Source organism: Pseudomonas sp. rhizo66 (genome assembly GCF_031931925.1).
In the GTDB taxonomy this organism is placed as follows: domain Bacteria; phylum Pseudomonadota; class Gammaproteobacteria; order Pseudomonadales; family Pseudomonadaceae; genus Aquipseudomonas.
Genome location: NZ_JAUJWZ010000012.1, coordinates 174,330 through 196,083 on the forward strand (window position 1 = coordinate 174,330; position 21,754 = coordinate 196,083).

23 protein-coding genes are annotated in these 21,754 nt (G+C 61.1%); 15 read left to right on the forward strand and 8 right to left on the reverse strand.

Features of this window, described 5'->3' with window-relative positions:
- Positions 1 to 28: 28 nt before the first annotated feature.
- The gene (locus QZR14_RS16260) at positions 29 to 325 is read right to left on the reverse strand and encodes a hypothetical protein (protein WP_311997101.1); all 297 of its coding nucleotides are present in this window, start codon (positions 323 to 325) and stop codon (positions 29 to 31) included.
- A gap of 46 nt (positions 326 to 371) precedes the next feature.
- Positions 372 to 635, reverse strand: a complete 264-nt coding sequence (locus tag QZR14_RS16265; protein ID WP_311997102.1) for a DUF2790 domain-containing protein — start codon at positions 633 to 635, stop codon at positions 372 to 374.
- Between the two features lie 298 nt (positions 636 to 933).
- Between QZR14_RS16265 and QZR14_RS16270 the strand changes: the two genes are divergently transcribed.
- Complete coding sequence (locus tag QZR14_RS16270) at positions 934 to 1,674, forward strand: response regulator (protein ID WP_311997103.1); 741 nt, start codon at positions 934 to 936, stop codon at positions 1,672 to 1,674.
- Positions 1,671 to 2,978: a sensor histidine kinase gene (locus tag QZR14_RS16275; protein WP_311997104.1), complete on the forward strand. Its 1,308-nt coding sequence runs from the start codon at positions 1,671 to 1,673 to the stop codon at positions 2,976 to 2,978. Before QZR14_RS16270 ends, QZR14_RS16275 begins: the two co-directional genes overlap by 4 nt.
- A gap of 128 nt (positions 2,979 to 3,106) precedes the next feature.
- Here QZR14_RS16275 and QZR14_RS16280 read toward each other — a convergent pair whose 3' ends face one another.
- A complete protein-coding gene (locus QZR14_RS16280; RefSeq protein ID WP_311997105.1) occupies positions 3,107 to 3,859 on the reverse strand; it encodes an HvfC family RiPP maturation protein in 753 nt (250 codons plus the stop codon).
- Complete coding sequence (locus QZR14_RS16285; protein ID WP_250606806.1) at positions 3,852 to 4,691, reverse strand: HvfB family MNIO-type RiPP peptide maturase; 840 nt, start codon at positions 4,689 to 4,691, stop codon at positions 3,852 to 3,854. The genes QZR14_RS16280 and QZR14_RS16285 overlap by 8 nt, the downstream gene beginning before the upstream one ends.
- A gap of 407 nt (positions 4,692 to 5,098) precedes the next feature.
- On the opposite strand from QZR14_RS16285, the gene QZR14_RS16290 reads away from it, so the two are divergent.
- Complete coding sequence (locus QZR14_RS16290; RefSeq protein ID WP_250606877.1) at positions 5,099 to 6,145, forward strand: class I SAM-dependent methyltransferase; 1,047 nt, start codon at positions 5,099 to 5,101, stop codon at positions 6,143 to 6,145.
- A gap of 54 nt (positions 6,146 to 6,199) precedes the next feature.
- Entirely contained in the window at positions 6,200 to 7,042 is an 843-nt protein-coding gene (locus QZR14_RS16295) for an NAD-dependent protein deacetylase (protein ID WP_250606807.1), read from the forward strand.
- Positions 7,043 to 7,242: 200 nt separating this feature from the next.
- Here the strand turns inward: QZR14_RS16295 and QZR14_RS16300 are convergent, their stop codons facing one another.
- Complete coding sequence (locus QZR14_RS16300; protein ID WP_311997106.1) at positions 7,243 to 8,130, reverse strand: LysR family transcriptional regulator; 888 nt, start codon at positions 8,128 to 8,130, stop codon at positions 7,243 to 7,245.
- A gap of 213 nt (positions 8,131 to 8,343) precedes the next feature.
- Here QZR14_RS16300 and QZR14_RS16305 point away from each other — a divergent pair, with 213 nt between their 5' ends.
- From QZR14_RS16305 to QZR14_RS16315, 3 genes are read left to right on the forward strand one after another with little or no spacing between them, the layout of a single operon-like run.
- Complete coding sequence (locus QZR14_RS16305) at positions 8,344 to 9,042, forward strand: CoA transferase subunit A (protein WP_311997107.1); 699 nt, start codon at positions 8,344 to 8,346, stop codon at positions 9,040 to 9,042.
- Between the two features lie 24 nt (positions 9,043 to 9,066).
- On the forward strand, positions 9,067 to 9,732 hold the full coding sequence (locus tag QZR14_RS16310) for a CoA transferase subunit B (protein ID WP_116031285.1): 666 nt from the start codon (positions 9,067 to 9,069) through the stop codon (positions 9,730 to 9,732).
- 11 nt (positions 9,733 to 9,743) lie between these two features.
- Positions 9,744 to 10,925, forward strand: a complete 1,182-nt coding sequence (locus QZR14_RS16315) for an acetyl-CoA C-acetyltransferase (protein WP_311997108.1) — start codon at positions 9,744 to 9,746, stop codon at positions 10,923 to 10,925.
- Positions 10,926 to 11,142: 217 nt separating this feature from the next.
- Here QZR14_RS16315 and cobF read toward each other — a convergent pair whose 3' ends face one another.
- Complete coding sequence (cobF, locus tag QZR14_RS16320; RefSeq protein WP_311997109.1) at positions 11,143 to 11,898, reverse strand: precorrin-6A synthase (deacetylating); 756 nt, start codon at positions 11,896 to 11,898, stop codon at positions 11,143 to 11,145.
- A complete protein-coding gene (locus QZR14_RS16325; protein WP_311997110.1) occupies positions 11,898 to 12,452 on the reverse strand; it encodes a histidine phosphatase family protein in 555 nt (184 codons plus the stop codon). The genes cobF and QZR14_RS16325 overlap by 1 nt, the downstream gene beginning before the upstream one ends.
- 329 nt (positions 12,453 to 12,781) lie before the next feature.
- On the opposite strand from QZR14_RS16325, the gene QZR14_RS16330 reads away from it, so the two are divergent.
- From QZR14_RS16330 to QZR14_RS16365, 8 genes are all read left to right on the forward strand, one after another.
- Positions 12,782 to 13,636, forward strand: coding sequence for a MurR/RpiR family transcriptional regulator (locus QZR14_RS16330; RefSeq protein ID WP_034152527.1), 855 nt, complete (start codon positions 12,782 to 12,784; stop codon positions 13,634 to 13,636).
- A gap of 2 nt (positions 13,637 to 13,638) precedes the next feature.
- Positions 13,639 to 14,283: an isochorismatase family cysteine hydrolase gene (locus tag QZR14_RS16335; RefSeq protein ID WP_194934636.1), complete on the forward strand. Its 645-nt coding sequence runs from the start codon at positions 13,639 to 13,641 to the stop codon at positions 14,281 to 14,283.
- Positions 14,280 to 15,611 (forward strand): glutamine synthetase, encoded by a 1,332-nt coding sequence (locus tag QZR14_RS16340; RefSeq protein ID WP_311997111.1) that lies wholly within the window; start codon positions 14,280 to 14,282, stop codon positions 15,609 to 15,611. Before QZR14_RS16335 ends, QZR14_RS16340 begins: the two co-directional genes overlap by 4 nt.
- Positions 15,595 to 16,347, forward strand: a complete 753-nt coding sequence (locus tag QZR14_RS16345; RefSeq protein ID WP_250606814.1) for an N-formylglutamate amidohydrolase — start codon at positions 15,595 to 15,597, stop codon at positions 16,345 to 16,347. The genes QZR14_RS16340 and QZR14_RS16345 overlap by 17 nt, the downstream gene beginning before the upstream one ends.
- Positions 16,348 to 16,424: 77 nt before the next feature.
- Entirely contained in the window at positions 16,425 to 17,774 is a 1,350-nt protein-coding gene (locus QZR14_RS16350) for an APC family permease (protein ID WP_250606815.1), read from the forward strand.
- A gap of 118 nt (positions 17,775 to 17,892) precedes the next feature.
- The gene (locus QZR14_RS16355; protein ID WP_250606816.1) at positions 17,893 to 18,909 is read left to right on the forward strand and encodes an arginine N-succinyltransferase; all 1,017 of its coding nucleotides are present in this window, start codon (positions 17,893 to 17,895) and stop codon (positions 18,907 to 18,909) included.
- Between the two features lie 61 nt (positions 18,910 to 18,970).
- On the forward strand, positions 18,971 to 20,005 hold the full coding sequence (gene astA, locus QZR14_RS16360; protein ID WP_311997112.1) for an arginine N-succinyltransferase: 1,035 nt from the start codon (positions 18,971 to 18,973) through the stop codon (positions 20,003 to 20,005).
- 167 nt (positions 20,006 to 20,172) lie between these two features.
- Positions 20,173 to 21,042, forward strand: a complete 870-nt coding sequence (locus QZR14_RS16365) for an isocitrate lyase/PEP mutase family protein (RefSeq protein ID WP_311997113.1) — start codon at positions 20,173 to 20,175, stop codon at positions 21,040 to 21,042.
- A gap of 132 nt (positions 21,043 to 21,174) precedes the next feature.
- On the opposite strand, the gene QZR14_RS16370 is transcribed toward QZR14_RS16365, so the two are convergent.
- Positions 21,175 to 21,477, reverse strand: a complete 303-nt coding sequence (locus QZR14_RS16370; protein ID WP_311997114.1) for a hypothetical protein — start codon at positions 21,475 to 21,477, stop codon at positions 21,175 to 21,177.
- Positions 21,478 to 21,754: the final 277 nt, after the last annotated feature.

Below are 21,754 nucleotides of genomic sequence, written 5' to 3' on the forward strand. Positions count from 1 at the left end.
ACCCTTGATCAATGAATGTGACGAGCATTCAGACGCTCTGGCTTTCCAGCCAATGACTTTGCGGCGTACGGCTGGCGCCATTCTCGGCAAACATCTGGCCCTGCGGCGTGCGGCTGGAGCCATCAGCGGCAAACATCTGGCCTTGTGGCGTACGACTGGAACCGTCAGCCGCAATCAGGCCATCGCTGCCCTGCTTGGCCACCGGCGTCACTTGAAAGCAGCTGCCGCTGTGGCAGCTATGCTGTTCAACCGCAGCGTTGGCATGGGCGGCGACACCGGCCAGGGAGAAAGCAATGGCGGTCAAAAAGCGCGATACGTTGTTCATGGTTGTGTTCCTTCTATAAAGAGTGGGTCTGATTGCCGTTGATGACTCAGTTGTCGTTGTTGCAACCGTCGGCAAATTTGCTGTAATCGAGCACGCGGGTTTTGCCGGCCGAATCGAGGTAGGTCATGCGGGCCTCGACGATGCCGCAAGACACCGAGTTGTCCTTCTTCAGCGAGATCACTTTCTGGATATCCAGGTGGGTGCCGTAGGTGTAGGTTTGCGGGGTGGCGGCGGCTTCGGCCCGGGCCGACAAGGTGCAGACGTTCAGGGCGGCAAACAGGCAGGCGGCGATAACGGATTTGTTGATCATGGCGGTACTCCTCAAGGCTTCAGTGGGTTTGAGCCGAGGCGATCTGTGTGGGCCTCGATGGAGCCTATTTGAAGCTTGCGAGGTATCGCCTCTGTGTCAGGAACGGGCACGTTTCAATCGCTGTGTATCCCTGCCATCGAGGGATACACAGCGATACAAAGCCCTGAAAAATTCGCGATTTTGCGTTCCCGTGTATCCGCCGCCACGGCAGATACACTGCAATACAAAGGCAGGCAGGCGAGCCATTGAAGGCTCTATAGACTGCACGGCATTCCCTTTCTGACTGAGGCTTGAACCGATGGATCATGTCGATCACATTCTCATCGTCGACGACGACCGCGAGATCCGTGAGCTGGTGGGCAACTACCTGAAGAAAAACGGTTTGCGTACCACGGTGGTCGCCGATGGCCGGCAGATGCGCAGCTTTCTCGAGGCCAACACCGTCGACCTGATCGTGCTCGACATCATGATGCCCGGCGACGATGGCCTGCAGTTGTGCCGCGAATTGCGGGTGGGCAAACACAAGGCCACGCCGGTCCTGATGCTGACCGCCCGCAACGATGAAACCGACCGCATCATCGGCCTGGAAATGGGCGCCGACGATTACCTGACCAAACCGTTCGCCGCCCGCGAATTGCTCGCGCGGATCAACGCCGTGCTGCGCCGCACGCGGATGCTGCCGCCAAATCTGGTGGTCACCGAGGCCGGTCGCTTGCTGGCCTTCGGCCGTTGGCAACTGGACACCTCGGCCCGTCACCTGCTGGACAAGGACGGCACCATGATTGCCCTCAGCGGCGCCGAATACCGTTTGCTGCGGGTGTTTCTCGATCACCCGCAACGGGTGCTCAGCCGCGACCAACTGCTCAACCTGACTCAGGGCCGTGATGCCGATCTGTTTGACCGCTCGATCGATTTGCTGGTCAGCCGTTTGCGTCAGCGTCTGCTGGATGATGCGCGTGAGCCGGCCTACATCAAGACCGTGCGCAGCGAAGGTTATGTATTCTCGCTGCCGGTCGAAATTCTCGGTGCTTCGGCATGAGCGTCAATCTGCACTGGCCGCGCACCCTCGCCTCGCGCCTGTCGCTGATTTTCCTGATCGGCCTGCTGCTCGCTCAGGCGCTGTCGTTCGGTGCGCAATATTACGAGCGTTACCAAAGCGCAAAGAACACCATGCTCGGCAATCTGGAAACCGACGTGTCGACCTCGATTGCGATCCTTGATCGCTTGCCTGCCGAAGAGCGCCCTGCCTGGCTCGAGCGTCTGGCGCGAAAAAATTATGGCTACCTGTTGAGCGAAGGCGAACCGGGCACGCCGATCGACGCCGGTGATGTGCCGGTGGCGGTCACCTCGATCACTGAAGCCATTGGTGAACGCTATCCACTGACCTTCACCGATATTCCCGGGCCGAAGAAACACTTTCAGGGCCATCTGCGCCTGAGCGACGGCAGCCCGGTGACCATCGACGTGCGCCCCGCCATGGTCCCGTTATCGCCCTGGTTGCCGGCGGTCTTGCTCGGCCAACTGGCGTTGATGATCGCCTGCACCTGGCTGGCCGTGCGTATCGCGATCCGTCCGCTGACCCGGCTGGCCAACGCTGTGGAAACCCTCGACCCCAACGCCCACCCGATCAACCTCGACGAAAGCGGCCCGAACGAAGTGGTCTACGCGGCGCGGGCGTTCAACGCGATGCAGGCGCGCATCGCCGCTTACCTCAAAGAACGCATGCAACTGCTGGCGGCGATTTCCCATGACCTGCAAACGCCGATCACGCGGATGAAACTGCGCGCCGAACTCATGGACGATTGCGCCGAGAAAGACAAACTGTGGAACGACCTCAGCGAGATGGAACACCTGGTGCGCGAAGGCGTGGCCTATGCGCGCAGCATCCATGGCTCGACCGAGGAAAGCCGCCGCACCAACATGGATTCCTTCCTCGAAAGCCTGGTGTTTGACTATCAGGACATGGGCAAGCAGGTACAACTGATCGGCAAGAGTGCGGCGGTCATCGACACCCGTCCTCATGCGTTGCGCCGGGTGCTGGTGAACCTGACCGATAACGCACTGAAATTCGCCGGAGCTGCCGAAGTGTGGGTCGAAGCCAACAAGGGCAGCCTGGCGATCACGGTCATGGATCGCGGCCCCGGCATCGCCGATGCCGAACTGGCCCAAGTGCTGCAACCGTTCTATCGCGTGGAAAACTCGCGTAATCGCGATACCGGTGGCACCGGGCTAGGGTTGGCCATCGCCCAGCAACTGGCCATGGCCTTGGGTGGCTCGCTGACCTTGAGCAATCGCGAGGGTGGCGGGTTGTGTGCGGAGCTGAAACTCCCCCTGCACTCCTGATAACAGCGAAAATCCCTGTGGGAGCGAGCCTGCTCGCGAAGGCGTCCTGTCAGTCGATGTTCAAGTTGACTGACAGATCGCTTTCGCGAGCAGGCTCGCTCCCACAGTGTACGGCGCAATATTAGTACTCAAGGTGCCAGACCGATCACCTGGTCCTCATGCATCTGCCGCAACAACATCAGGCCGTTATCCATGAACGAATTGCTGGCGGGCTGCCCGGCCTCCTGCGCCAAACCTTGCAACTGCTCGCGCCCCGTCAACGACGCAAACTCAGTGATGCGCTGCAACAACCGCCAAGCCAACGGGCTCAGTTCGGAAAACTGCACACTCCAGTCCGTCGCACGCCGTACCAGCAAGAGAGTCGGTTGAGCCGGTGGCGTGGCAGGCTGATGGTTCGGATCGAGTGCATGCACCGGCCAGACATACGCCAATGGCCAGGCCAGCGCCGAGATCTGCAGCGGGCGCTCCAGCAACAACGCCGGGTCCGTCCACGGCAGCGCTTGGGCATCAGATTGCTGCAACACCATCTCGACCCATTCGTAATGCGCCAGCTCCAGCAGAAACGCCGGCCACTCGCCCTCGCGCAACACCTGCGGTGACGCAGCGAGATAATCGAGAAACGTTTGGGCAATCTCGCCGAACTTCGGGGTTTGCGCGCGCCAGTCGCGCAAGAAACCTCGCACCAGCCGGCCCCAGCGTTGCGCCCCGATGATCCGGATCAACACCGGAAACGTGCCGCTCAACAATTGCGAGACGTTGTTGAACACCAGATCGCGATAAACGTTGACCCGCGCCACGTTCATGTCGGCCGGGGGCGATTGGTGTTCGGGATCGCGCAAATACCGGGTCAACGTCTGTTGTTGCTGCAGCAGGTTATCCACGTTGACGACCTCCGGCTTGCAAGTGGCGAATGGTCTGCAGCTCGGCAACCAGTTCGGAAAACGCCGGAAAATTGAAATCCCGCTCAAGCAGCGTTGGCTGCGCGCCAAACCGCGTGTAGGCCTCGGCCAGCAGAGACCAGACCTGCGGTTTTACCGAGGCGCCATGGGTGTCGATTTTCAGCGTATCGGACTCATCGAAATGCCCGGCCACGTGCATGCCGACCACCCGGCCCGGCTCGATACCGGCAAGGAACGTTTGCGCATCGAACCCGTGGTTGATTGCATTGACGTAGACATTGTTGACGTCCAGCAGCAGATCGCAATCGGCCTCGCGCAGCACGGCATTGGTGAAGGTCACCTCGTCGATGTCCTGACGCGGCGCGGCGTAATAGGAGACGTTTTCCACCGCCAGACGCCGGCCGAGAATGTCCTGCGCCTGACGGATTCGCGCGGCAACGTGCTGCACCGCCTCTTCGGTGAATGGCAACGGCAGCAAGTCGTACAGGTGCCCGTCATCGCTGCAGTAACTCAGGTGCTCGCTGTACAGCGGCACGTTGTAATGGTCGAGAAACCCCCGGACTTCCCGCAAGAACCCGACATCCAGCGGCGCCGAACCGCCAAGTGACAGCGACAAGCCGTGACAGGACAACGGGTAGCGTTCGGCCAGTTCACGCAACGCCGCGCCATGGGCCCCGCCGACGCCGATCCAGTTTTCCGGGGCGACTTCGAGAAAGTCGAAAGCGCCGCTGCGTGCGGTTTGCAGGTCTTTCAGCAGACCACGGCGCAGACCGAGGCCGACGCTGGGTGACAGCGATGAGGACGGGGGATGCATGGCAGTTACCTCAACAGTGGATTTTCCACATTTGAGCCGCCGGCTGTATCACGGCTGTGTACACATGACCGGGCATTTGCAGCCCTGTGTATCCTCAAACCACCGCGATACACAGTGATACACACCGAAAAACCTGTGGGAGCGAGCCTGCTCGCGAAGGCTGCCGAACAGTCGACCACGATGCTGACTGTACCGGCCTCTTCGCGAGCAGGCTCGCTCCCACCAAGGTTTTCGTTGTTCACAAAGCCAGCGCCAGCCCCGGACCGGGGCTAGACTCTTTTATTACCCAGTCGAGGGGGACGCAGGACGTCAGCTGTGCCCTGCCCAACTCCGTGACCACCGCCCGGTGGCGCACGCCTCGACCTACGACGCCGCCGGACCGTGATCCTGTTTCAGGAGCACACATGATGGATGAGACGAAGCTCAACGAATTCATGGGCAAACTGGTCAACGACATGGGCGGCGCGGCGATGCTGGCCAATGTCATCGTTGGCGAAGAACTCGGGTTGTACCGGGCAATGGCCGACAGTCAGCCGATCAGTGCCGATGCCCTCGCCGCCAGAACCACCTGCAACCCGCGTCTGGTACGTGAATGGCTCAGCGCCCACGTAGCATCCGGCTACATGGAGCACCATGACGGCCAGTTCCGTTTACCCGAAGAACAAGCGCTGGCCCTGGCCATCGAAGACTCACCGGTGTATGTCGCCGGCGGCCTCGGGGTGGTGGCGTCGTTTTTCCACGACAAGGACAAACTGGTCAAAGCCATGCGCGGCAACGGCGCCCTGTCCTGGGGCGATCACCACCCATGCATGTTCACCGGCACCGAGCGTTTCTTCCGGCCCGGCTACAAAGGTCACCTGATCGCCGAATGGCTGCCGGCGCTGGACGGCGTGGTGGCCAAGCTTGAGCAAGGCGCGAAAGTCGCCGACATCGGCTGCGGTCATGGCGCCTCGACCGTGATCATGGCCCAGGCGTTTCCCAATTCGCGCTTCGTCGGCTACGACTTCCACGCACCCTCGATCACTGTCGCCACCCAGCGCGCCGAGGAAGGTGGAGTCAGCAGCCGGGCGAGGTTCTTTCAGGGTTCGGCAAAAGACTACCCCGGCGATGACTACGACCTGATCTGCTATTTCGACTGCCTGCACGACATGGGCGATCCGGTCGGCGCCGCCCGTCACGCCTATGACTCGCTGAAAGACGATGGCACGGTGTTGCTGGTCGAGCCGTTCGCCAACGACACACTGGACGACAACATCACCCCGGTCGGACGGCTGTTCTACGCAGCCTCGACGTTTATCTGCACCCCCAACTCGCTGTCGCAGGAAGTCGGCCTGGGCCTGGGGGCGCAGGCGGGGGAAGTGCGTCTGCGCAAAGTATTTGCCGAGGCCGGTTTCAAGCAATTCCGCCGGGCTACGCAAACGCCGTTCAACCTGATTCTGGAGGCACGCAAGTAACCTGCGCGGGTCGCGTGCTAACCTGCTGGCACTGCCCACTTCGGAGCGCTGACCATGCTCGACAGCCCGACCCGCGAACACCTCGACACCCTGCAAGAGGTGATGGCCGATGGCGATTTCATTGTGCTGACCGGGGCCGGCATCAGCACGCCGTCGGGCATTCCGGACTACCGCGACCGCGACGGTGTACGCCGTGGCCGGCAGCCGATGATGTATCAGGAATTCCTCGCCGCCCCGGAATCACGCCGCCGCTATTGGGCGCGGGCCATGCTCGGTTGGCCGAGGGTACGTCAGGCGCAACCGAATGCGGCTCACGAGGCATTGGCCGATTTGCAGCACGGTGGGCTGATCCGCGACTTGATCACCCAGAACGTCGACACCCTGCACGATCAGGCCGGCAGTCACGATGTGATCGAATTGCACGGCAGCCTGCATCGCGTTGTGTGTCTGGACTGCGGCCAGCGCAGCGAGCGCGATTCGATTCAACAATTGATGGAGATGCACAACCCGTATCTGGCCGGGGTTGATGCGGTGCAGGCGCCGGATGGCGACACCCTGCTCGACCCGGCCTTCGAAGCGCGCTTTAAGGTGCCGCACTGCCCGCATTGCGCTGGCGAGCGGATGAAACCGGACGTGGTGTTTTTCGGCGAGAACGTCGCGCAGCCCACGGCGGCAAGGGCGATGGCGGCGGCAGAAAATGCGGCGGGGATGTTGGTGGTGGGTTCTTCGTTGATGGCCTATTCGGCGTTTCGCCTGTGCCGGGTGATTGCCGATCGCGGTAAGCCGCTGATCGCAATCAACCTGGGCAAGACCCGGGCGGATGATTTGCTGGATTTGAAGATTGAAGCGTCGTGTGAACAGCTTTTGCCCCTGTTGGTCAGGGAGCTGGATCGGTGAGTTGCTGCATTCTGCGCTCGACTCAGGACCCAAGCCCCTCACCCTAGCCCTCTCCCAGGGGAGAGGGAACTGACCGAGTTGTAGTCAAGCGATACACCGACCTGAAAATTTCGCGTCGAACCCATTTTCTGAAGTGCCCCCGATCAGCTCCCTTCCCCCTCGCCCCCTTGGGAGAGACGGTTGGGGTGAGGGGGTATATCTCACAGTCGCCCGAGATCTTCAGCCTTGAGAATATCGAACAACGCCTGCGCCGCTGCCGACAGTTCATTGCCCGGTTCGGTCAGCACGCCGATGGCCCGCTGCACCGAATCATCCAGGGTCAGGCAATGGGCGCCCAGCTCCTGCATCTGCTCGGCGCACAACGCCGGCACGGCACTGACGCCCAGGCCGCTGGCGACCATCCGCCCAACCGTCGCCAATTGATGGCTTTCAAACTCCACCGGCAACTTCATGCCCCGCACCTGCAGGTGCTCTTCGAGCATCACCCGCACCGTTGATGGTCGCTGCAAGGTGATGAACGGCTCCTGCAACAACGTCTGCCAATCGATTTCGCCGCGCTGTGTCAATGGTGAATCCTTCGACACCACCGCGACGAAGCGATCCATGTACAACGGCGTGAACGTCATCGAGGTGTTCTGCATCGGCTCGAATGCCACACCGAGTTCCACCTGACGGTCACGGACCATTTCCAGCACTTGCTCGTTGATCACGTCATTAACCGTGACGTTGACGTTCGGATACCGCGCGCGAAAGGTCTTGAGGATCGGCGGCAGCAGGTTGCCAGCAAACGACGGCATCGCCGCCAGCGTCACCCGCCCGCGCTGCAAGCTGAAGCGTTGGCGCATTTCGTCTTCGGCGTTATCCCAGTCGGCAATCAAGCGCCGCGCCAGTGGCAGCAAGGATTCGCCTTCGGCAGTCAGCGCGACATTGCGGGTGTTGCGGCTGAACAGGCGCCCGCCCAGGCCCTCTTCCAGCGCTTTGATGGTCAAGCTCAACGCCGATTGCGAGAGGTGCAGACGCTCGCAGGCCACGGCGAAACTCAAGCTCTGGGCGACGGCGAGGAAGGCGCGGATCTGTTTGATGGTCATACTGAAACCTCAGGATTGTCGGTGCATCGTGGTACATGATCGTTCCCACGCTCCTGCGTGGGAACGATCAAGCGTTAAGCCGCACGCCATAACGCGATTATTGAGTTTTATCTATTAATCAACCTTAAAAATCAACTTAACAAATATATCCTTCAGCGCGACACTCCAACCATTCGGCTAGCCAGCCGCGCGCAAATAATAAAAGAGGTGCATATGGCAGGTTTCGACAAGCGTGTGAGTTCCTACGAGGAAGCCCTGGCCGGGCTTGAGGACGGCATGACCGTCATCGCCGGCGGCTTCGGTCTGTGCGGCATTCCGGAAAACCTGATCGCCGAGATCAAGCGCAAAGGCACCCGCGGCCTCACCGTCGTCTCCAACAACTGCGGCGTCGACGGTTTTGGCCTCGGCGTGCTGCTCACCGATCGTCAGATCAGCAAAGTCATCGCCTCCTACGTCGGCGAAAACAAGCTGTTCGAAGAGCAACTGCTCAAGGGCGACATCGAAGTCATCCTGACCCCCCAAGGCACCCTCGCCGAGAAGATGCGCGCAGGCGGCGCCGGCATTCCGGCCTTCTTTACCGCCACCGGTGTCGGCACCCCGGTCGCCGAAGGCAAGGAAGTGCGCGAATTCAAAGGTCGCAAGTACCTGATGGAAGAATCCATCACCGGCGACTTCGCCATCGTCAAAGGCTGGAAAGCCGACCACTTCGGCAACGTCATCTACCGTCACACCGCGCAGAACTTCAACCCGCTGGCGGCTACCGCCGGCAAGATCACCGTGGTTGAAGTCGAAGAAATCGTCGAACCCGGCGAACTCGACCCCTCGCAGATCCACACCCCGGGCATCTACGTCGATCGGGTCATTTGCGGCACGTTCGAAAAACGCATCGAACAGCGCACCATCCGCAAATAATTCAGGCTGACGGAGAACAAGAACATGGCACTTACCCGCGAACAAATGGCTCAGCGCGTCGCCCGCGAAATGCAGGACGGCTTTTATGTGAACCTCGGCATCGGCATTCCGACCCTGGTCGCCAACTACATTCCCGACGGCATGGAAGTCATGCTGCAATCGGAAAACGGCCTGCTCGGCATGGGCCCGTTTCCGACGGAAGACACCATTGATGCCGACATGATCAACGCCGGTAAACAAACGGTAACCGCGCGCATCGGCGCGTCGATTTTCAACTCCGCCGAATCCTTCGCTATGATCCGCGGTGGTCATGTCGACCTGACCGTACTCGGCGCGTTCGAAGTGGACGTCGAAGGCAACATCGCCTCGTGGATGATCCCCGGCAAACTGGTCAAGGGCATGGGCGGCGCGATGGATCTGGTGGCAGGCGCCGACAACATCATCGTGATCATGACCCACGCATCGAAGGACGGTGAGTCCAAACTGCTCTCCAAATGCAGCCTGCCGCTGACCGGCGCCGGCTGCATCAAGCGTGTGCTGACCGACCTCGCCTACCTGGAAATCGAAAATGGCGCTTTTGTCCTCAAGGAACGCGCACCTGGCGTCAGCGTCGAGGAAATCGTCGCCAAAACCGCTGGTAAACTGATCGTCCCGGATCACGTACCGGAAATGCAGTTCGCTGCCCAGTGAGGAATTCGAAAATGCAAGACGTCGTAATTGTTGCCGCCACGCGTACCGCGATCGGCAGTTTCCAGGGTTCGCTGGCCAGCGTGTCCGCCGTTGATCTGGGCGCGGCGGTGATCCGCCAGTTGCTCGAACAGACCGGCCTGGACGGTGCGCAGGTCGATGAAGTGATCATGGGCCAGGTGCTGACCGCCGGCGCCGGCCAGAACCCGGCGCGTCAGGCTGCGATCAAGGCTGGCCTGCCCCACGCCGTACCGGCGATGACCCTGAACAAAGTGTGCGGTTCGGGCCTCAAGGCCCTGCACCTCGGCGCGCAGGCGATCCGCTGCGGCGACGCTGAGGTGATCATCGCCGGCGGTCAGGAAAACATGAGCCTGTCCAACTATGTCATGCCGGGCGCACGCACCGGTCTGCGCATGGGCCATGCGCAAATCGTCGACACCATGATCAGCGATGGTCTGTGGGATGCGTTCAACGACTACCACATGGGCATCACTGCCGAGAATCTGGTCGATAAATACGAGATCAGCCGCGAACAGCAGGACGCCTTCGCCGCAGCCTCTCAACAGAAAGCCGCCGCTGCAATTGAGGCCGGTCGCTTTGTCGATGAGATCACGCCGATCCTGATCCCGCAGCGCAAAGGCGATCCGGTTGCGTTCAAGGTCGACGAACAGCCGCGTGGCGACACCACTGCCGAATCCCTGGCGAAACTGCGCCCGGCATTCAAAAAGGACGGCAGCGTCACGGCGGGCAACGCCTCGTCGCTGAACGACGGCGCCGCCGCCGTGATTCTGATGAGCGCAGAAAAAGCCAAATCCCTCGGCCTGCCCGTACTGGCGAAAATCGCCGCCTACGCCAACGCTGGCGTTGACCCGGCGATCATGGGCATCGGTCCGGTGTCGGCGACCCGCCGCTGCCTCGACAAGGCCGGCTGGAATATCGACCAGCTCGACCTGATCGAGGCCAACGAAGCTTTCGCTGCGCAATCGCTGGCCGTGGCCAAGGATCTGCAATGGGATCTGGACAAGGTCAACGTCAACGGCGGCGCCATTGCGCTGGGCCATCCGATCGGTGCATCGGGTTGCCGCGTGCTGGTGACGCTGCTGCATGAAATGATCAAGCGTGATGCGAAAAAGGGTCTGGCGACCCTGTGCATCGGCGGCGGTCAGGGTGTGGCGCTGGCACTGGAACGCGCATAACCAGAGTTCAACAGCGAACGGCGGATCCACGACATCCGCCGCTTGCTGGCAACAAAAACCCGGTGCGACTTGCGTTGCACCGGGTGTTTTTTTGCCTGTTTAAAATGTGCGTTGAATGTTCCGGCGCCTTCGCGAGCAGACTCGCTCCCACAGGGAATGCATTTCAAAATGTGGGAGCGAGCCTGCTCGCGAAGAGGCCCGCCCGGCCAGCGAAAATCTAAGGCTTGCGCAACAAATACGTATCCATGATCCACCCATGCTCCGCCCGCGCAGCCTTGCGCACCCGCTCGATCTCATCAGCAACATCCGCCAGCCTGCCACTGATCAAAATCTCGTCCGGCGTGCCGAGGTACGCGCCCCAGTAAATCTCGGTCTGCTGATCGGCGACCCGCTGATACGAGTCTTCGGCATCAAGCATCACCACCAGACTGTCCGCATCACTCACCTGCCCCGCCGCCAAACGTCGACCGGTGGTGATTTCGATGGAGCGACCGATGGTGTTCAACGGCACCTTGTGCTGCGCCGCCAGCGCCTGAACGCTGGTGATCCCGGGGATCACCTCAAACTCGAAGGCACACGCGCCCGAGGCCAGAATCGCCTGGAGGATGCGCACGGTGCTGTCGTACAACGCCGGATCGCCCCACACCAGGAAACCGCCGCACTGGCCGTCAGACAATTGGTCATTGATCAGGCGCTCAAAGGTCTGCTGCTTGGCGCGGTTCAGCTCATCGACACTGGCGGTGTAGTCAATATCGCCGCGTTCGCGCTCCGGGCTGTGGGCCTCGACGAAGCGATAGTCAGGGTCGTCGATGTAGCGCTCGCAAATCTCGCGGCGCAGGTCGATCAGCTTGTCCTTGCTCTGGCCTTTATCCATCAGAAAGAACACGTCGACCCGATTCAGCGCCTTCACCGCCTGCATCGTGATGTAGTCGGGATTGCCGGCACCGATGCCGATCACCAGCAGTTGTTTCATCACAAAGCTCCTTTAAGACACAGGCGCCAGCGCCCGGTGAAGCGCAGTTCAAGCATCGACAATGGTTCGACATCAATGTCATGAAACGCCGAACCGCGCATCACGTGGGTCAGCGCGGCGCGGATGACAAACGGATGCGTCACCGCCACGACATGTCCTGGCGTGGCTTGCAGACTGGATAACCACGTGGCCACGCGCTCGCACAACTGCGTCACCGACTCACCGCCGTGGGGGCTGACTTGCGGGTCTTCGAGCCAGGCGTGCAGCGCTTCTTCTTCCGAGGCTTGCAGGGTTTTGATTGACTGGCCGTGCCAGCGTCCCCAGTCACAATCGCGCAGCGCCTCATCAACTTGCGCGTCTGCGCCAAACCACGCCGCTGTCTGTCGCGTGCGCAACTCCGGCGCGCAAATCAAGCGTCGCGCGGCGTCGAAATGCTCGGTTAATGCCCCCGGCGCCAGCCCACTATTTTCAACAGGCTCATTCGTAGGAAAACACGCCAATTTCTGTGCGACGGTTCGCGCATGGCAAATCAATGTCAAACGAGTGGTCTGCACAGGGATCGCTCCGGTGGGCCTTCATGAAAATCAGCGGCACAAAGCCGTTCTGTCGGTAATTGTGCCGTAAACCGAGGGCTGTGGGACGGTTGACTGGCCCCGGCAAGTGCGGACAGAAGCAGAAATACGGCAATCTCTGACGCTATTGTGGGCGATGGACTACAAGCTCTGTCGAAATCCGTGTAGCCCTTGTTACACGGGCATCTCGCCCCGTTTTGGGGCCTTTTCAACACGTTGAAAAATTCACTAGACATGTAACGCCAGTTACATAAATACTGTTTTGACGGATTATGAAGCGAATTCAACACCCTCATCCAGCAGGAGCCCGGATGCCCCCTCTCAGAGACCTGATCACCGATCCCGGCCTGGATCTTACGCCGTCGGAGCGCAAAGTCGTTCGCGCCTTGCTTGATCAGTACCCACGCAACGGTCTGGGACCGATGGCGCGTCTGGCCGAACATGCCGGCGTCAGCGATCCGACCATTGTGCGGCTGGTGAAAAAACTCGGCTTCGGCGGTTACGCCGAATTCCAGGATGCCCTGCTCAGTGACATGGACCATCGCCTGCGCTCGCCGCGCACGCTGTTGCAACCGCGCGCCCATCAGCACAAGGACGACGCCTGGAGCCACTATCTGGGCGACAGCCATCGCCTGCTGGTCGAAACCCAATCGCTGACTCAACCCGAAGACGTGCGCATTCTCACCGACTGGCTACTCGATGCCCGGCATCAGGTGTACTGCTTCGGTGGGCGCTTCAGCAGTCTGATGGCCACCTACCTGCTCAATCACCTGCGTCTGCTGCGCCCCGGCTGCTTTGCTCTGGAAGACAACGCGCAACTGCCTGATCGCCTGTTCGATCTGCAACGTCAGGATGTGGTGTTGCTGTTCGACTATCGCCGCTACCAGACCCAGGCCCTGCGGGTCGCCAGCGCGGCAAAGAACAACAACGCGCGCGTGGTGCTGTTTACCGATATCTATGCCTCGCCGCTGCGCGAGCTGGCCGACCTGATCATCAGCGCCCCGGTGGAATCGGCGTCGCCGTTCGACACCATGGTGCCGGCGCTGGCGCAGGTCGAAGCACTGATCGCCTGCCTGACCTTGCGCACCGAAAACCTCGCCGATCGCCTGGAAGGCATCGATGCCCTGCGCAATGACTTCAACACCCACCTGCTGGAGGATAAATAAGGATGTTCAGCCTTCCCCACCGCTCGCCCCGGGACTTGCCGTTTGTCACCGATCACACCGCACTGTTGCTGGTGGACATGCAGCGTGCCTGGCTCGAACCGCAGTTCGACGCGCACCTCAACGGGCCTGACGCCGAGTATTTCCTGACCCGTGCACACATGCAGGTGGTGCCCAACCAACGTCGTTTGCTCAGCGCTTTTCGCGAGGCGCGGCAGAATGTGCTGCACACCATTATCGAAAGCCTTACTGCGGATGGTCGCGATCGCTCGCTCGATCACAAACTCTCGGACATGCATCTGCCCAAGGGCAGCGTGCAGGCACGGATCATCGAAGACCTGAGCCCGGTGGAAAACGAAATCGTTCTGCCGAAGACTTCGTCCGGGGTGTTCAACTCGACCAACATCGACTACGTCCTTCGCAACCTCGAAACCCGTCACCTGATCATCGCTGGCATCGTCACCGACCAATGCGTTGACATGGCGGTACGCGACGCCGCCGATCGCGGTTATCTGGTCACCCTGGTGGAAGATGCCTGCGCCACTTACAGCGCCGAACGCCATCACGCCTGCCTGAATGCGATCAAGGGTTACTGCTGGATCACCGACACCGACACCGTGCTCGCCCGCCTGCAGGAGATGCAGCCATGAGCGCGCGCCTGTCACCGCTGCCGATGACCACGCTGGTCACCACCGACCTGATCGGTATCACCCGGGGCCGCTCGTTTCCCACCGATGAGATGGAACATTATCAGGCCGCCGGTTGCGGCTGGGTGCCGGCCAACAGCGCGTTGACGCCGCAGGACATCATTGCCTCGACCAATCCGTGGGGCGCGTATGGCGACCTGCGGCTGATTCCCGACCTGAGCAGCCGCGTCACTGTCGGCAACGGCCCGGACGCCGACGCACCAGCGCTGGATTTCATTCACGGCGATATCCGTGAAACCGATGGCCGCCCGTGGGGCGCCTGCCCGCGCACGCTGTTGCGTGATGAAATCGAGCGTTATCGCGATGAACTGGGCTTGCAGGTCAACGCTGCGTTCGAACACGAATTCAACCTGCACGCCGGTTTTGCCGAACATCTGGCGTTTTCCCTCGAAGCCCAGCGTCAGGGTGCCGAGTTCGGCGGCTGGCTGCTCAGCGCCCTGCGCGCCGGCGGGGTCGAACCGGAAATGTTTCTGCCGGAATACGGCAAACACCAATACGAAATCACCTGCCGCCCGACGCTCGGCGTGGCGGCGGCCGATCGCGCCGTCAACGTGCGCGAGATTACCCGCGAGATCGCCCGGCAAATGGGCCTGGACTTGAGCTTTGCGCCGAAGACCGCCGCCGACGCGGTGTGCAATGGCGTGCACTTGCACGTCAGCCTGCTCGATCTGGCCGGCCAGCCGATGCTTTACGACGCGGGCACCAGCAACGGTCTGTCGAGTCTCGGCCAGCATTGGGCGGCGGGGATCCTGCATTACCTGCCGGCACTCTGTGCCTTCACCGCACCGACGCCGGTGTCGTACGAGCGCTTGCAACCGCATCACTGGAGCGCGTCCTACGCCTGTCTGGGCCAGCAGAACCGCGAGGCGGCGCTGCGCATCTGCCCGACCGTGACCCTCGGCGGCAAGTCCGTGGCCAACCAGTTCAACCTCGAATTCCGCGCCATGGACGCCACCGCTTCGCCGCATCTGGCCATGGCTGCGCTGTTGATCGCCGGGCGACTAGGCATCGAACAGCGCCTGGCGCTGAACGCGATCACCAACGAAATCCCCGATTCACTCAACGACGAGCAACGCAAGGCCCGGGGCATCGTCGCCCTGCCCGCCTCGCTGGCCCAGGCGCTGGATTGCCTGCGCAACAGTGGCGCCTTCAGCGAATGGCTGCCCAAGCCGCTGCTCGACACCTATTACGCCCTTAAAACCGAGGAACTGGCGCTGACGGAACAGCTCTCGCCCGCTGACTTGTGTGAGCACTATGCACGCCTGTACTGAATCCACCGAGCTGGGGTTGTACACCCGACCGGCCTACAACCTGAGCCGCGCCGATTCGACGCACCCGCTGATTCTGGTGTGCGAACACGCCAGCCGCTACATCCCCGAGGCCCTGAACAATCTGGGCCTGGACGAGGTCGCCGCTGGTGAACACATCGCCTGGGACATTGGCGCGCTGCAACTGGCCGAGCAGTTATCGGAAAGGCTCGGCGCAACCCTGTTGAGCGCCAATTATTCGCGCCTGCTGATCGATCTGAACCGGCCACGCCACGCCCCGGACAGCATTCCGGTGCAGAGCGAAATCTATCAGGTGCCGGGCAACCGCGAACTGGACGAAGCCACCCGCGAATACCGTCGCCAGACCCTGTTCAAACCGTTTCACGCGCGCTTGCAAACGTTGATCGACGCACGCGTGGCACAGGGCCAAGCGGTGCGTGTGGTGGGGATTCACAGTTTCACCCCGGTGTTTTACGGCCAGCCGCGACCGCTGGAAGCCGGCGTGTTGTTCGGTCAGGCCAGGGCCTACGCGCAACGCCTGCTCGACGGCCTCGGCGAGCATCCGCTGAAAGTGGCAGGCAACCAGCCGTACAAGATCGATCCGCTGGGCGACATGACCGTGCCCGTGCACGGCGATGCCCGTGGCCTCGACTCGGTGCTGATCGAGGTGCGCAACGACTTGCTGCGCAGCCCCGAAGCGGTATCACGCTGGGCCGGATACCTCGCGCCATTGCTGTAATGCAAGACTGCTGACGCTGTAAACGATGGACCGATAACAACTAAAACGACCGACTGGCTGACAAGGAGTTGCGCTTCATGGAAATTGAAGAATTCGGCTACAAGCAAGAGTTGAAACGTAGCCTGACGCTGACCGACCTGGTGGTGTACGGGATGATCTTCATGATCCCCATCGCCCCGTTCGGTGTGTATGGCTACGTCAACGCCGAGGCCCCGGGGATGGTGCCGCTGGCGTACATCATCGGCATGGTGGCGATGCTGTTCACCGCGCTGAGCTACGGCAGCATGGCCAAGGCCTTTCCGATTGCCGGTTCGGTGTATTCCTATGCGCAACGCGGCCTCAATCAGCACGTCGGCTTCATCGCCGGTTGGCTGATGCTGCTCGATTACCTGCTGATCCCGCCCCTGCTTTACGTTTACGCGGCGATGGCCCTCAACCATTTGTACCCCGACATCCCGAAAGTCGGCTTCATTCTGGCCTTTCTGGTCAGCGCCACCTTCGTCAACCTGCGCGGGATCACCTTCACCGCACGGATGAACATCATCTTCCTGCTGGCGCAACTGGTGGTGCTGGGGATTTTCCTGTTCTACGCCTGGAATGCCCTGCACAACGGTGGCGGTAACGGCGAATTGACTCTGGCGCCGCTGTATCACCCGGAAACCTTTAACTTCGCCCTGCTGATGCAAGCGGTGTCGATTGCGGTGCTGTCGTTCCTTGGCTTCGATGCGATCTCCACGCTCGCCGAAGAAATCAAGGGTGATCCGGGCAAAAGCGTCGGCAAAGCCGCGTTGATCACCCTGATGGTGATGGGCGTGATTTTCGTTGCGCAAACCTGGATCGCCACTGATCTGGCGGCGGGCATGGGTTTCAAATCCGCCGACACCGCGTTCTATGAAATCGCCGAAATCGCCGCCGGCAGTTGGCTGGCGACCCTGACCGCTGTCGCGACGGCTCTGGCCTGGGGCGTGGCCGTGGCCATCACTTCGCAAGCCGCAGTCTCGCGCCTGCTGTTCGGCATGGCCCGCGACGGCAAACTGCCAAAAGTGCTGGCCAAGGTGCACCCGAAACACAACACGCCGTACCTGAGCATTTATCTGGTGGCAGTGCTGTCGCTGGTGATCTGCTACCTGTTCATCAACTCGGTCGACACCCTGACCTCGCTGGTCAACTTCGGCGCGCTCAGCGGTTTCATGCTGCTGCACCTGACAGTGATCAACTACTACTGGCGTCGGCAGAAATCCGGTCAGGTCGTGCGCCACCTGATCTGCCCGGTGATCGGCTTCATCATCGTCGCGGCCATCATGTACAACATGGGCGTCGATGCGCAGAAACTTGGCCTGATCTGGATTGCCCTGGGTCTGGTGTACCTGTTCTTCCTCAACAAGTTCGGCGCCAGCACCGCGCTGCCTGACCCGAGCAACGGCTGACAAGAAAAAGAGCGGCGTCTGACAACAAATCAGGCGACCGCCGATTTATCGCGTGGAAACCGACAGTGATAGTCAGGTTCGGCGAATTTGCCGAACCTTTTGATACAGGAGTACATCCATGCTGGTCTTACGCCCAGTCGAACAGACTGACCTGCCCCAGCTACAGCAATTGGCCCGCGACAGTCTGGTGGGCGTGACTTCCCTGCCGGACGACAGCGACCGCCTGCGCGAGAAAATCGCCGGTTCCTGCGCCTCGTTCGCCAGCGCGGCGCAGGCTAACGGCCCGGAGAACTACTTCTTCGTGCTGGAAGACCTGGACAGCCAACGGCTGGTCGGCTGCTCGGAGATTCTCGCGACGGCGGGCTTTGACGAGCCGTTCTACAGCTTGCGCAACCGCCATTTCACCAGTGCATCCCGCGAGCTGAACATTGAGCACGGTGTGCCAGCGCTGTCGCTGTGCCATGACCTCAGCGGCCACACGCTGCTGCGCGGTTTTCACATCGATGCCGAACGGGTGCGTACGCCGTTTTCCGAATTGTTGTCACGGGCGCGCCTGTTGTTCATCGCCGCCCACACGTCGCGCTTTGCCGAGGCAGTGATTACTGAACTGGTCGGCTACAGCGACGAGCAAGGTCATTCGCCGTTCTGGGATGCGCTGGGCAAACACTTCTTTGACCTGCCCTACGCGGAAGCCGAGCGGCTGTGCGGGCTGCAGAGCCGCACGTTCCTCGCCGAACTGATGCCGCAATACCCGATCTACGTGCCGATGCTGCCGCAAGCGGCGCAGGACTGCATCGGGCGCATCCACCCGGACGGGCAGGAAGCGTTCGACATCCTTGAGCGTGAAGGCTTCGAAACCAACAGCTACATCGACTTGTTCGATGCTGGCCCGACCCTGTATGCGCGCACCGCCAACATTCGTTCGATCGCCCGCAGCCAGACGGCAACGGTGCAGCAACGGCCACAAATCGATGCCCGTGGCCGTTATCTGCTGAGCAACGACGCGCTGCACGGCTTCCGGGCAATCATGGCCGAACTCGATTACCAGACCGATCAACCGCTGGCCCTCACCCCTGCAATGTGTGCGGCGCTGAACGTGACCGATGGCAGCCCGATCCGGCTGATTGCCCTGTGAAACCTATTCGGTTCCGCAGCCAACGACAGTGCCCGAACAGGCGCGCAGAAGGAGTTACAGCATGATTGTCCGCCCGGTCAAAGTCAGCGACCTGCCAGCCTTGATGGCGCTGGTGCAACAGGCCGGCCCGGGGTTCACCACCCTGCCGGCCAATGAAGATCGCCTGTCCCACCGGGTTCGCTGGGCGCAACGAGCGTTCGCCGAACAGGTGGAACGGGCCGACGCGGACTATCTGTTTGTGCTTGAAGACGACGACATGCGCGTAGTCGGCGTCAGCGCCCTGGCCGGGGCGGTCGGCCTGCGCGAGCCCTGGTACAACTATCGGGTCGGGCTGACGGTAAGTTCGGCGCCGGATCTGGGCATTCAGCGGCAGATTCCGACGCTATTTCTCAACAACGAACTGACCGGCCAATCGGAGCTGTGCTCGCTGTTTCTCGGCCATGATCAGCGCCACGGCAGCAATGGCCGCCTGCTGTCGCTGGGGCGCTTGCTGTTCGTTGCCGAGTTTCCGCACCTGTTCGGCGAAAAGATAATCGCCGAACTGCGCGGCAGTGCCGATGAACACGGTTGTTCGCCGTTCTGGGACAGCCTGGGCCGGCATTTCTTTCAAATGGACTTCAGCCATGCCGATCACTTGTCCGGGCTGGGCAACAAATCGTTCATTGCCGAACTGATGCCGCGCCAGCCGCTGTACACCTGCATGCTCACCGAACAAGCCCAGGCGGCGATCGGCCAGGCACATCCGAATACCGAGCCGGCGCTGAAAATCCTGCAGGCCGAAGGTTTCACCCACAAAGGCTACATCGACATCTTCGACGGCGGCCCGGTGATCGAAGCGCCGGTGCGCTCGATCCGCACCGTGCGCGAAAGCGTCGAGCTGACCCTGATCCTCGGCAGCCAGGACGAACAAGCGCCGCTGTGGCTGATTCACAACCGGCGTCTGGAAAACTGCCGCATCACCGTCGCCCGCGCCCGCCGGGTCGGCAGCAGCCTGGTGATCGACCGCCTCACCGCCAAGCGCCTGCAACTGCAACCGGGCAATTCGGTGCGGGCGGTGATGTTGCCCAATCAACAGCAACAGGCGGTGGCGGCCTGACGGTCACCACCGCAAAAAGGTAAATCCTTTCAGCAAAAGGGCCCGCGGCAACCTGTCCCTTGCAAATTCGTCATGATCCTTGACCCATTCGCGTGATAGCCTTTTCATTCTTCGGCGTTGACACCTTTGTTCAAGCCTTTCCATTCCTTTGTATTGGTGGAACTTGTATGACCCGGCTTTCCCATCAAGATTTGCGCCGTAACTTCCGTCAACTGCTGGCTTCCGACACCTGCTACCACACGGCATCGGTGTTCGATCCGATGTCCGCGCGCATTGCCGCAGACCTGGGTTTTGAAGTGGGCATCCTCGGCGGTTCCGTGGCCTCTTTGCAGGTGCTCGGCGCCCCGGACTTTGCCCTGATCACCCTCAGCGAGTTCGCCGAGCAGGCCACCCGCATCGGCCGCGTCGCCCAATTGCCGGTGATCGCCGACGCCGACCACGGCTACGGCAACGCCCTCAACGTGATGCGCACCATCGTCGAACTGGAACGCGCCGGCGTCGCCGCCCTGACCATCGAAGACACCTTGCTGCCGGCGCAATTCGGCCGCAAATCCACCGACCTGATCACCGTTGCCGAAGGCGTCGGCAAGATCCGCGCGGCGCTGGAAGCCCGGGTTGATACGGAAATGGCGATCATCGCCCGTACCAATGCCGGCATCCTGCCGAATCAGGAAATCATCAGCCGCACTCGCCAATATCAAGCGGCCGGCGCTGACGGTATTTGCATGGTCGGGGTTCAGGATTTCGATCAGCTAGAACAAATCGCCGAACACCTGACCGTACCGCTGATGCTGGTGACCTACGGCAACCCGGCGTTGCGCGACGACAAGCGTCTGGCCGAGCTCGGTGTACGTGTGACCATCGATGGCCATGGTGCGTACTTTGCGGCGATCAAAGCGACGTATGACAGCCTGCGTGAGCAGCTACAGATCTTTACCCAGGCGTCCGATCTGAGCGCGACTGAACTGACGCACACCTACACCCAGCCGGAGGAATACATTCTCTGGGCCAAGGAATACATGAGCGTCAAGGAGTGATGGGTTGGCCGGGCTGACGCCATCGCTGGCAAGCCAGGCTCCCACAGGTTTTGCGGTTCGACATCAATTGATGGTTCAACACCAAACCCTGTGGGAGCTGGCTTGCCAGCGATTAGGCCTGCCGCTACACCGCTAAACCGGCGTCTTGTAAGCCTCTTCCCGCTGCACCGCCCGCGCCTGAATCACATTCAGAATCGCACAGCCCTCGCGCATCAACAGATGCACCGCGCTGGTCACCCGCGTCAGATCACAATCGGAAATGCCCTTGAGGTTGAGACTGGCAAAGGTGTCGGCCAGATCGCGCACAACCACAAACCGGTGCATCGCACAGGCGGCCATGTCGCTGAGTTCTGAGTGGGTATTGAGGAAGAGCACCGGGGATTCGACGTCGTAGGTGTCGATGGGGAGGAAGCGGGGCATTACTTGGTCGGTCATAGAGTTCACTCCAAATAGGGGTCAGGTGCTGTATTTGACCGGCCAAGATCGTCGCAGATTTTTCTGCGAGCCGAGACTATAAGAGCCGCGCTCAACGGCCGCAATGAGCGTTTCTGTCGGACTTTTCGGTATTTTTGTACGCCGTCCGCGCCTTCCACTTTTCCCACAAAAGCCCCTCACCCTAGCCCTCTCCCAGAGGGAGAGGGAACTGAATGGGGGATGCTCGGGATCTACGCCGACTTGTGATACCGCGCTGAATCCGACTTTGAATTCAAAT

Coding starts and splice junctions, on each gene's coding strand:
- QZR14_RS16260 (WP_311997101.1), bottom strand. CDS start 325: ATGAACAACGTATCGCGCTTTTTGACCGCCATTGCTTTCTCCCTGGCC.
- QZR14_RS16265 (WP_311997102.1), bottom strand. CDS start 635: ATGATCAACAAATCCGTTATCGCCGCCTGCCTGTTTGCCGCCCTGAAC.
- QZR14_RS16270 (WP_311997103.1), top strand. CDS start 934: ATGGATCATGTCGATCACATTCTCATCGTCGACGACGACCGCGAGATC.
- QZR14_RS16275 (WP_311997104.1), top strand. CDS start 1,671: ATGAGCGTCAATCTGCACTGGCCGCGCACCCTCGCCTCGCGCCTGTCG.
- QZR14_RS16285 (WP_250606806.1), bottom strand. CDS start 4,691: ATGCATCCCCCGTCCTCATCGCTGTCACCCAGCGTCGGCCTCGGTCTG.
- QZR14_RS16290 (WP_250606877.1), top strand. CDS start 5,099: ATGGATGAGACGAAGCTCAACGAATTCATGGGCAAACTGGTCAACGAC.
- QZR14_RS16295 (WP_250606807.1), top strand. CDS start 6,200: ATGCTCGACAGCCCGACCCGCGAACACCTCGACACCCTGCAAGAGGTG.
- QZR14_RS16300 (WP_311997106.1), bottom strand. CDS start 8,130: ATGACCATCAAACAGATCCGCGCCTTCCTCGCCGTCGCCCAGAGCTTG.
- QZR14_RS16305 (WP_311997107.1), top strand. CDS start 8,344: ATGGCAGGTTTCGACAAGCGTGTGAGTTCCTACGAGGAAGCCCTGGCC.
- QZR14_RS16310 (WP_116031285.1), top strand. CDS start 9,067: ATGGCACTTACCCGCGAACAAATGGCTCAGCGCGTCGCCCGCGAAATG.
- QZR14_RS16315 (WP_311997108.1), top strand. CDS start 9,744: ATGCAAGACGTCGTAATTGTTGCCGCCACGCGTACCGCGATCGGCAGT.
- cobF (WP_311997109.1), bottom strand. CDS start 11,898: ATGAAACAACTGCTGGTGATCGGCATCGGTGCCGGCAATCCCGACTAC.
- QZR14_RS16330 (WP_034152527.1), top strand. CDS start 12,782: ATGCCCCCTCTCAGAGACCTGATCACCGATCCCGGCCTGGATCTTACG.
- QZR14_RS16335 (WP_194934636.1), top strand. CDS start 13,639: ATGTTCAGCCTTCCCCACCGCTCGCCCCGGGACTTGCCGTTTGTCACC.
- QZR14_RS16340 (WP_311997111.1), top strand. CDS start 14,280: ATGAGCGCGCGCCTGTCACCGCTGCCGATGACCACGCTGGTCACCACC.
- QZR14_RS16345 (WP_250606814.1), top strand. CDS start 15,595: ATGCACGCCTGTACTGAATCCACCGAGCTGGGGTTGTACACCCGACCG.
- QZR14_RS16350 (WP_250606815.1), top strand. CDS start 16,425: ATGGAAATTGAAGAATTCGGCTACAAGCAAGAGTTGAAACGTAGCCTG.
- QZR14_RS16355 (WP_250606816.1), top strand. CDS start 17,893: ATGCTGGTCTTACGCCCAGTCGAACAGACTGACCTGCCCCAGCTACAG.
- astA (WP_311997112.1), top strand. CDS start 18,971: ATGATTGTCCGCCCGGTCAAAGTCAGCGACCTGCCAGCCTTGATGGCG.
- QZR14_RS16365 (WP_311997113.1), top strand. CDS start 20,173: ATGACCCGGCTTTCCCATCAAGATTTGCGCCGTAACTTCCGTCAACTG.
- QZR14_RS16370 (WP_311997114.1), bottom strand. CDS start 21,477: ATGACCGACCAAGTAATGCCCCGCTTCCTCCCCATCGACACCTACGAC.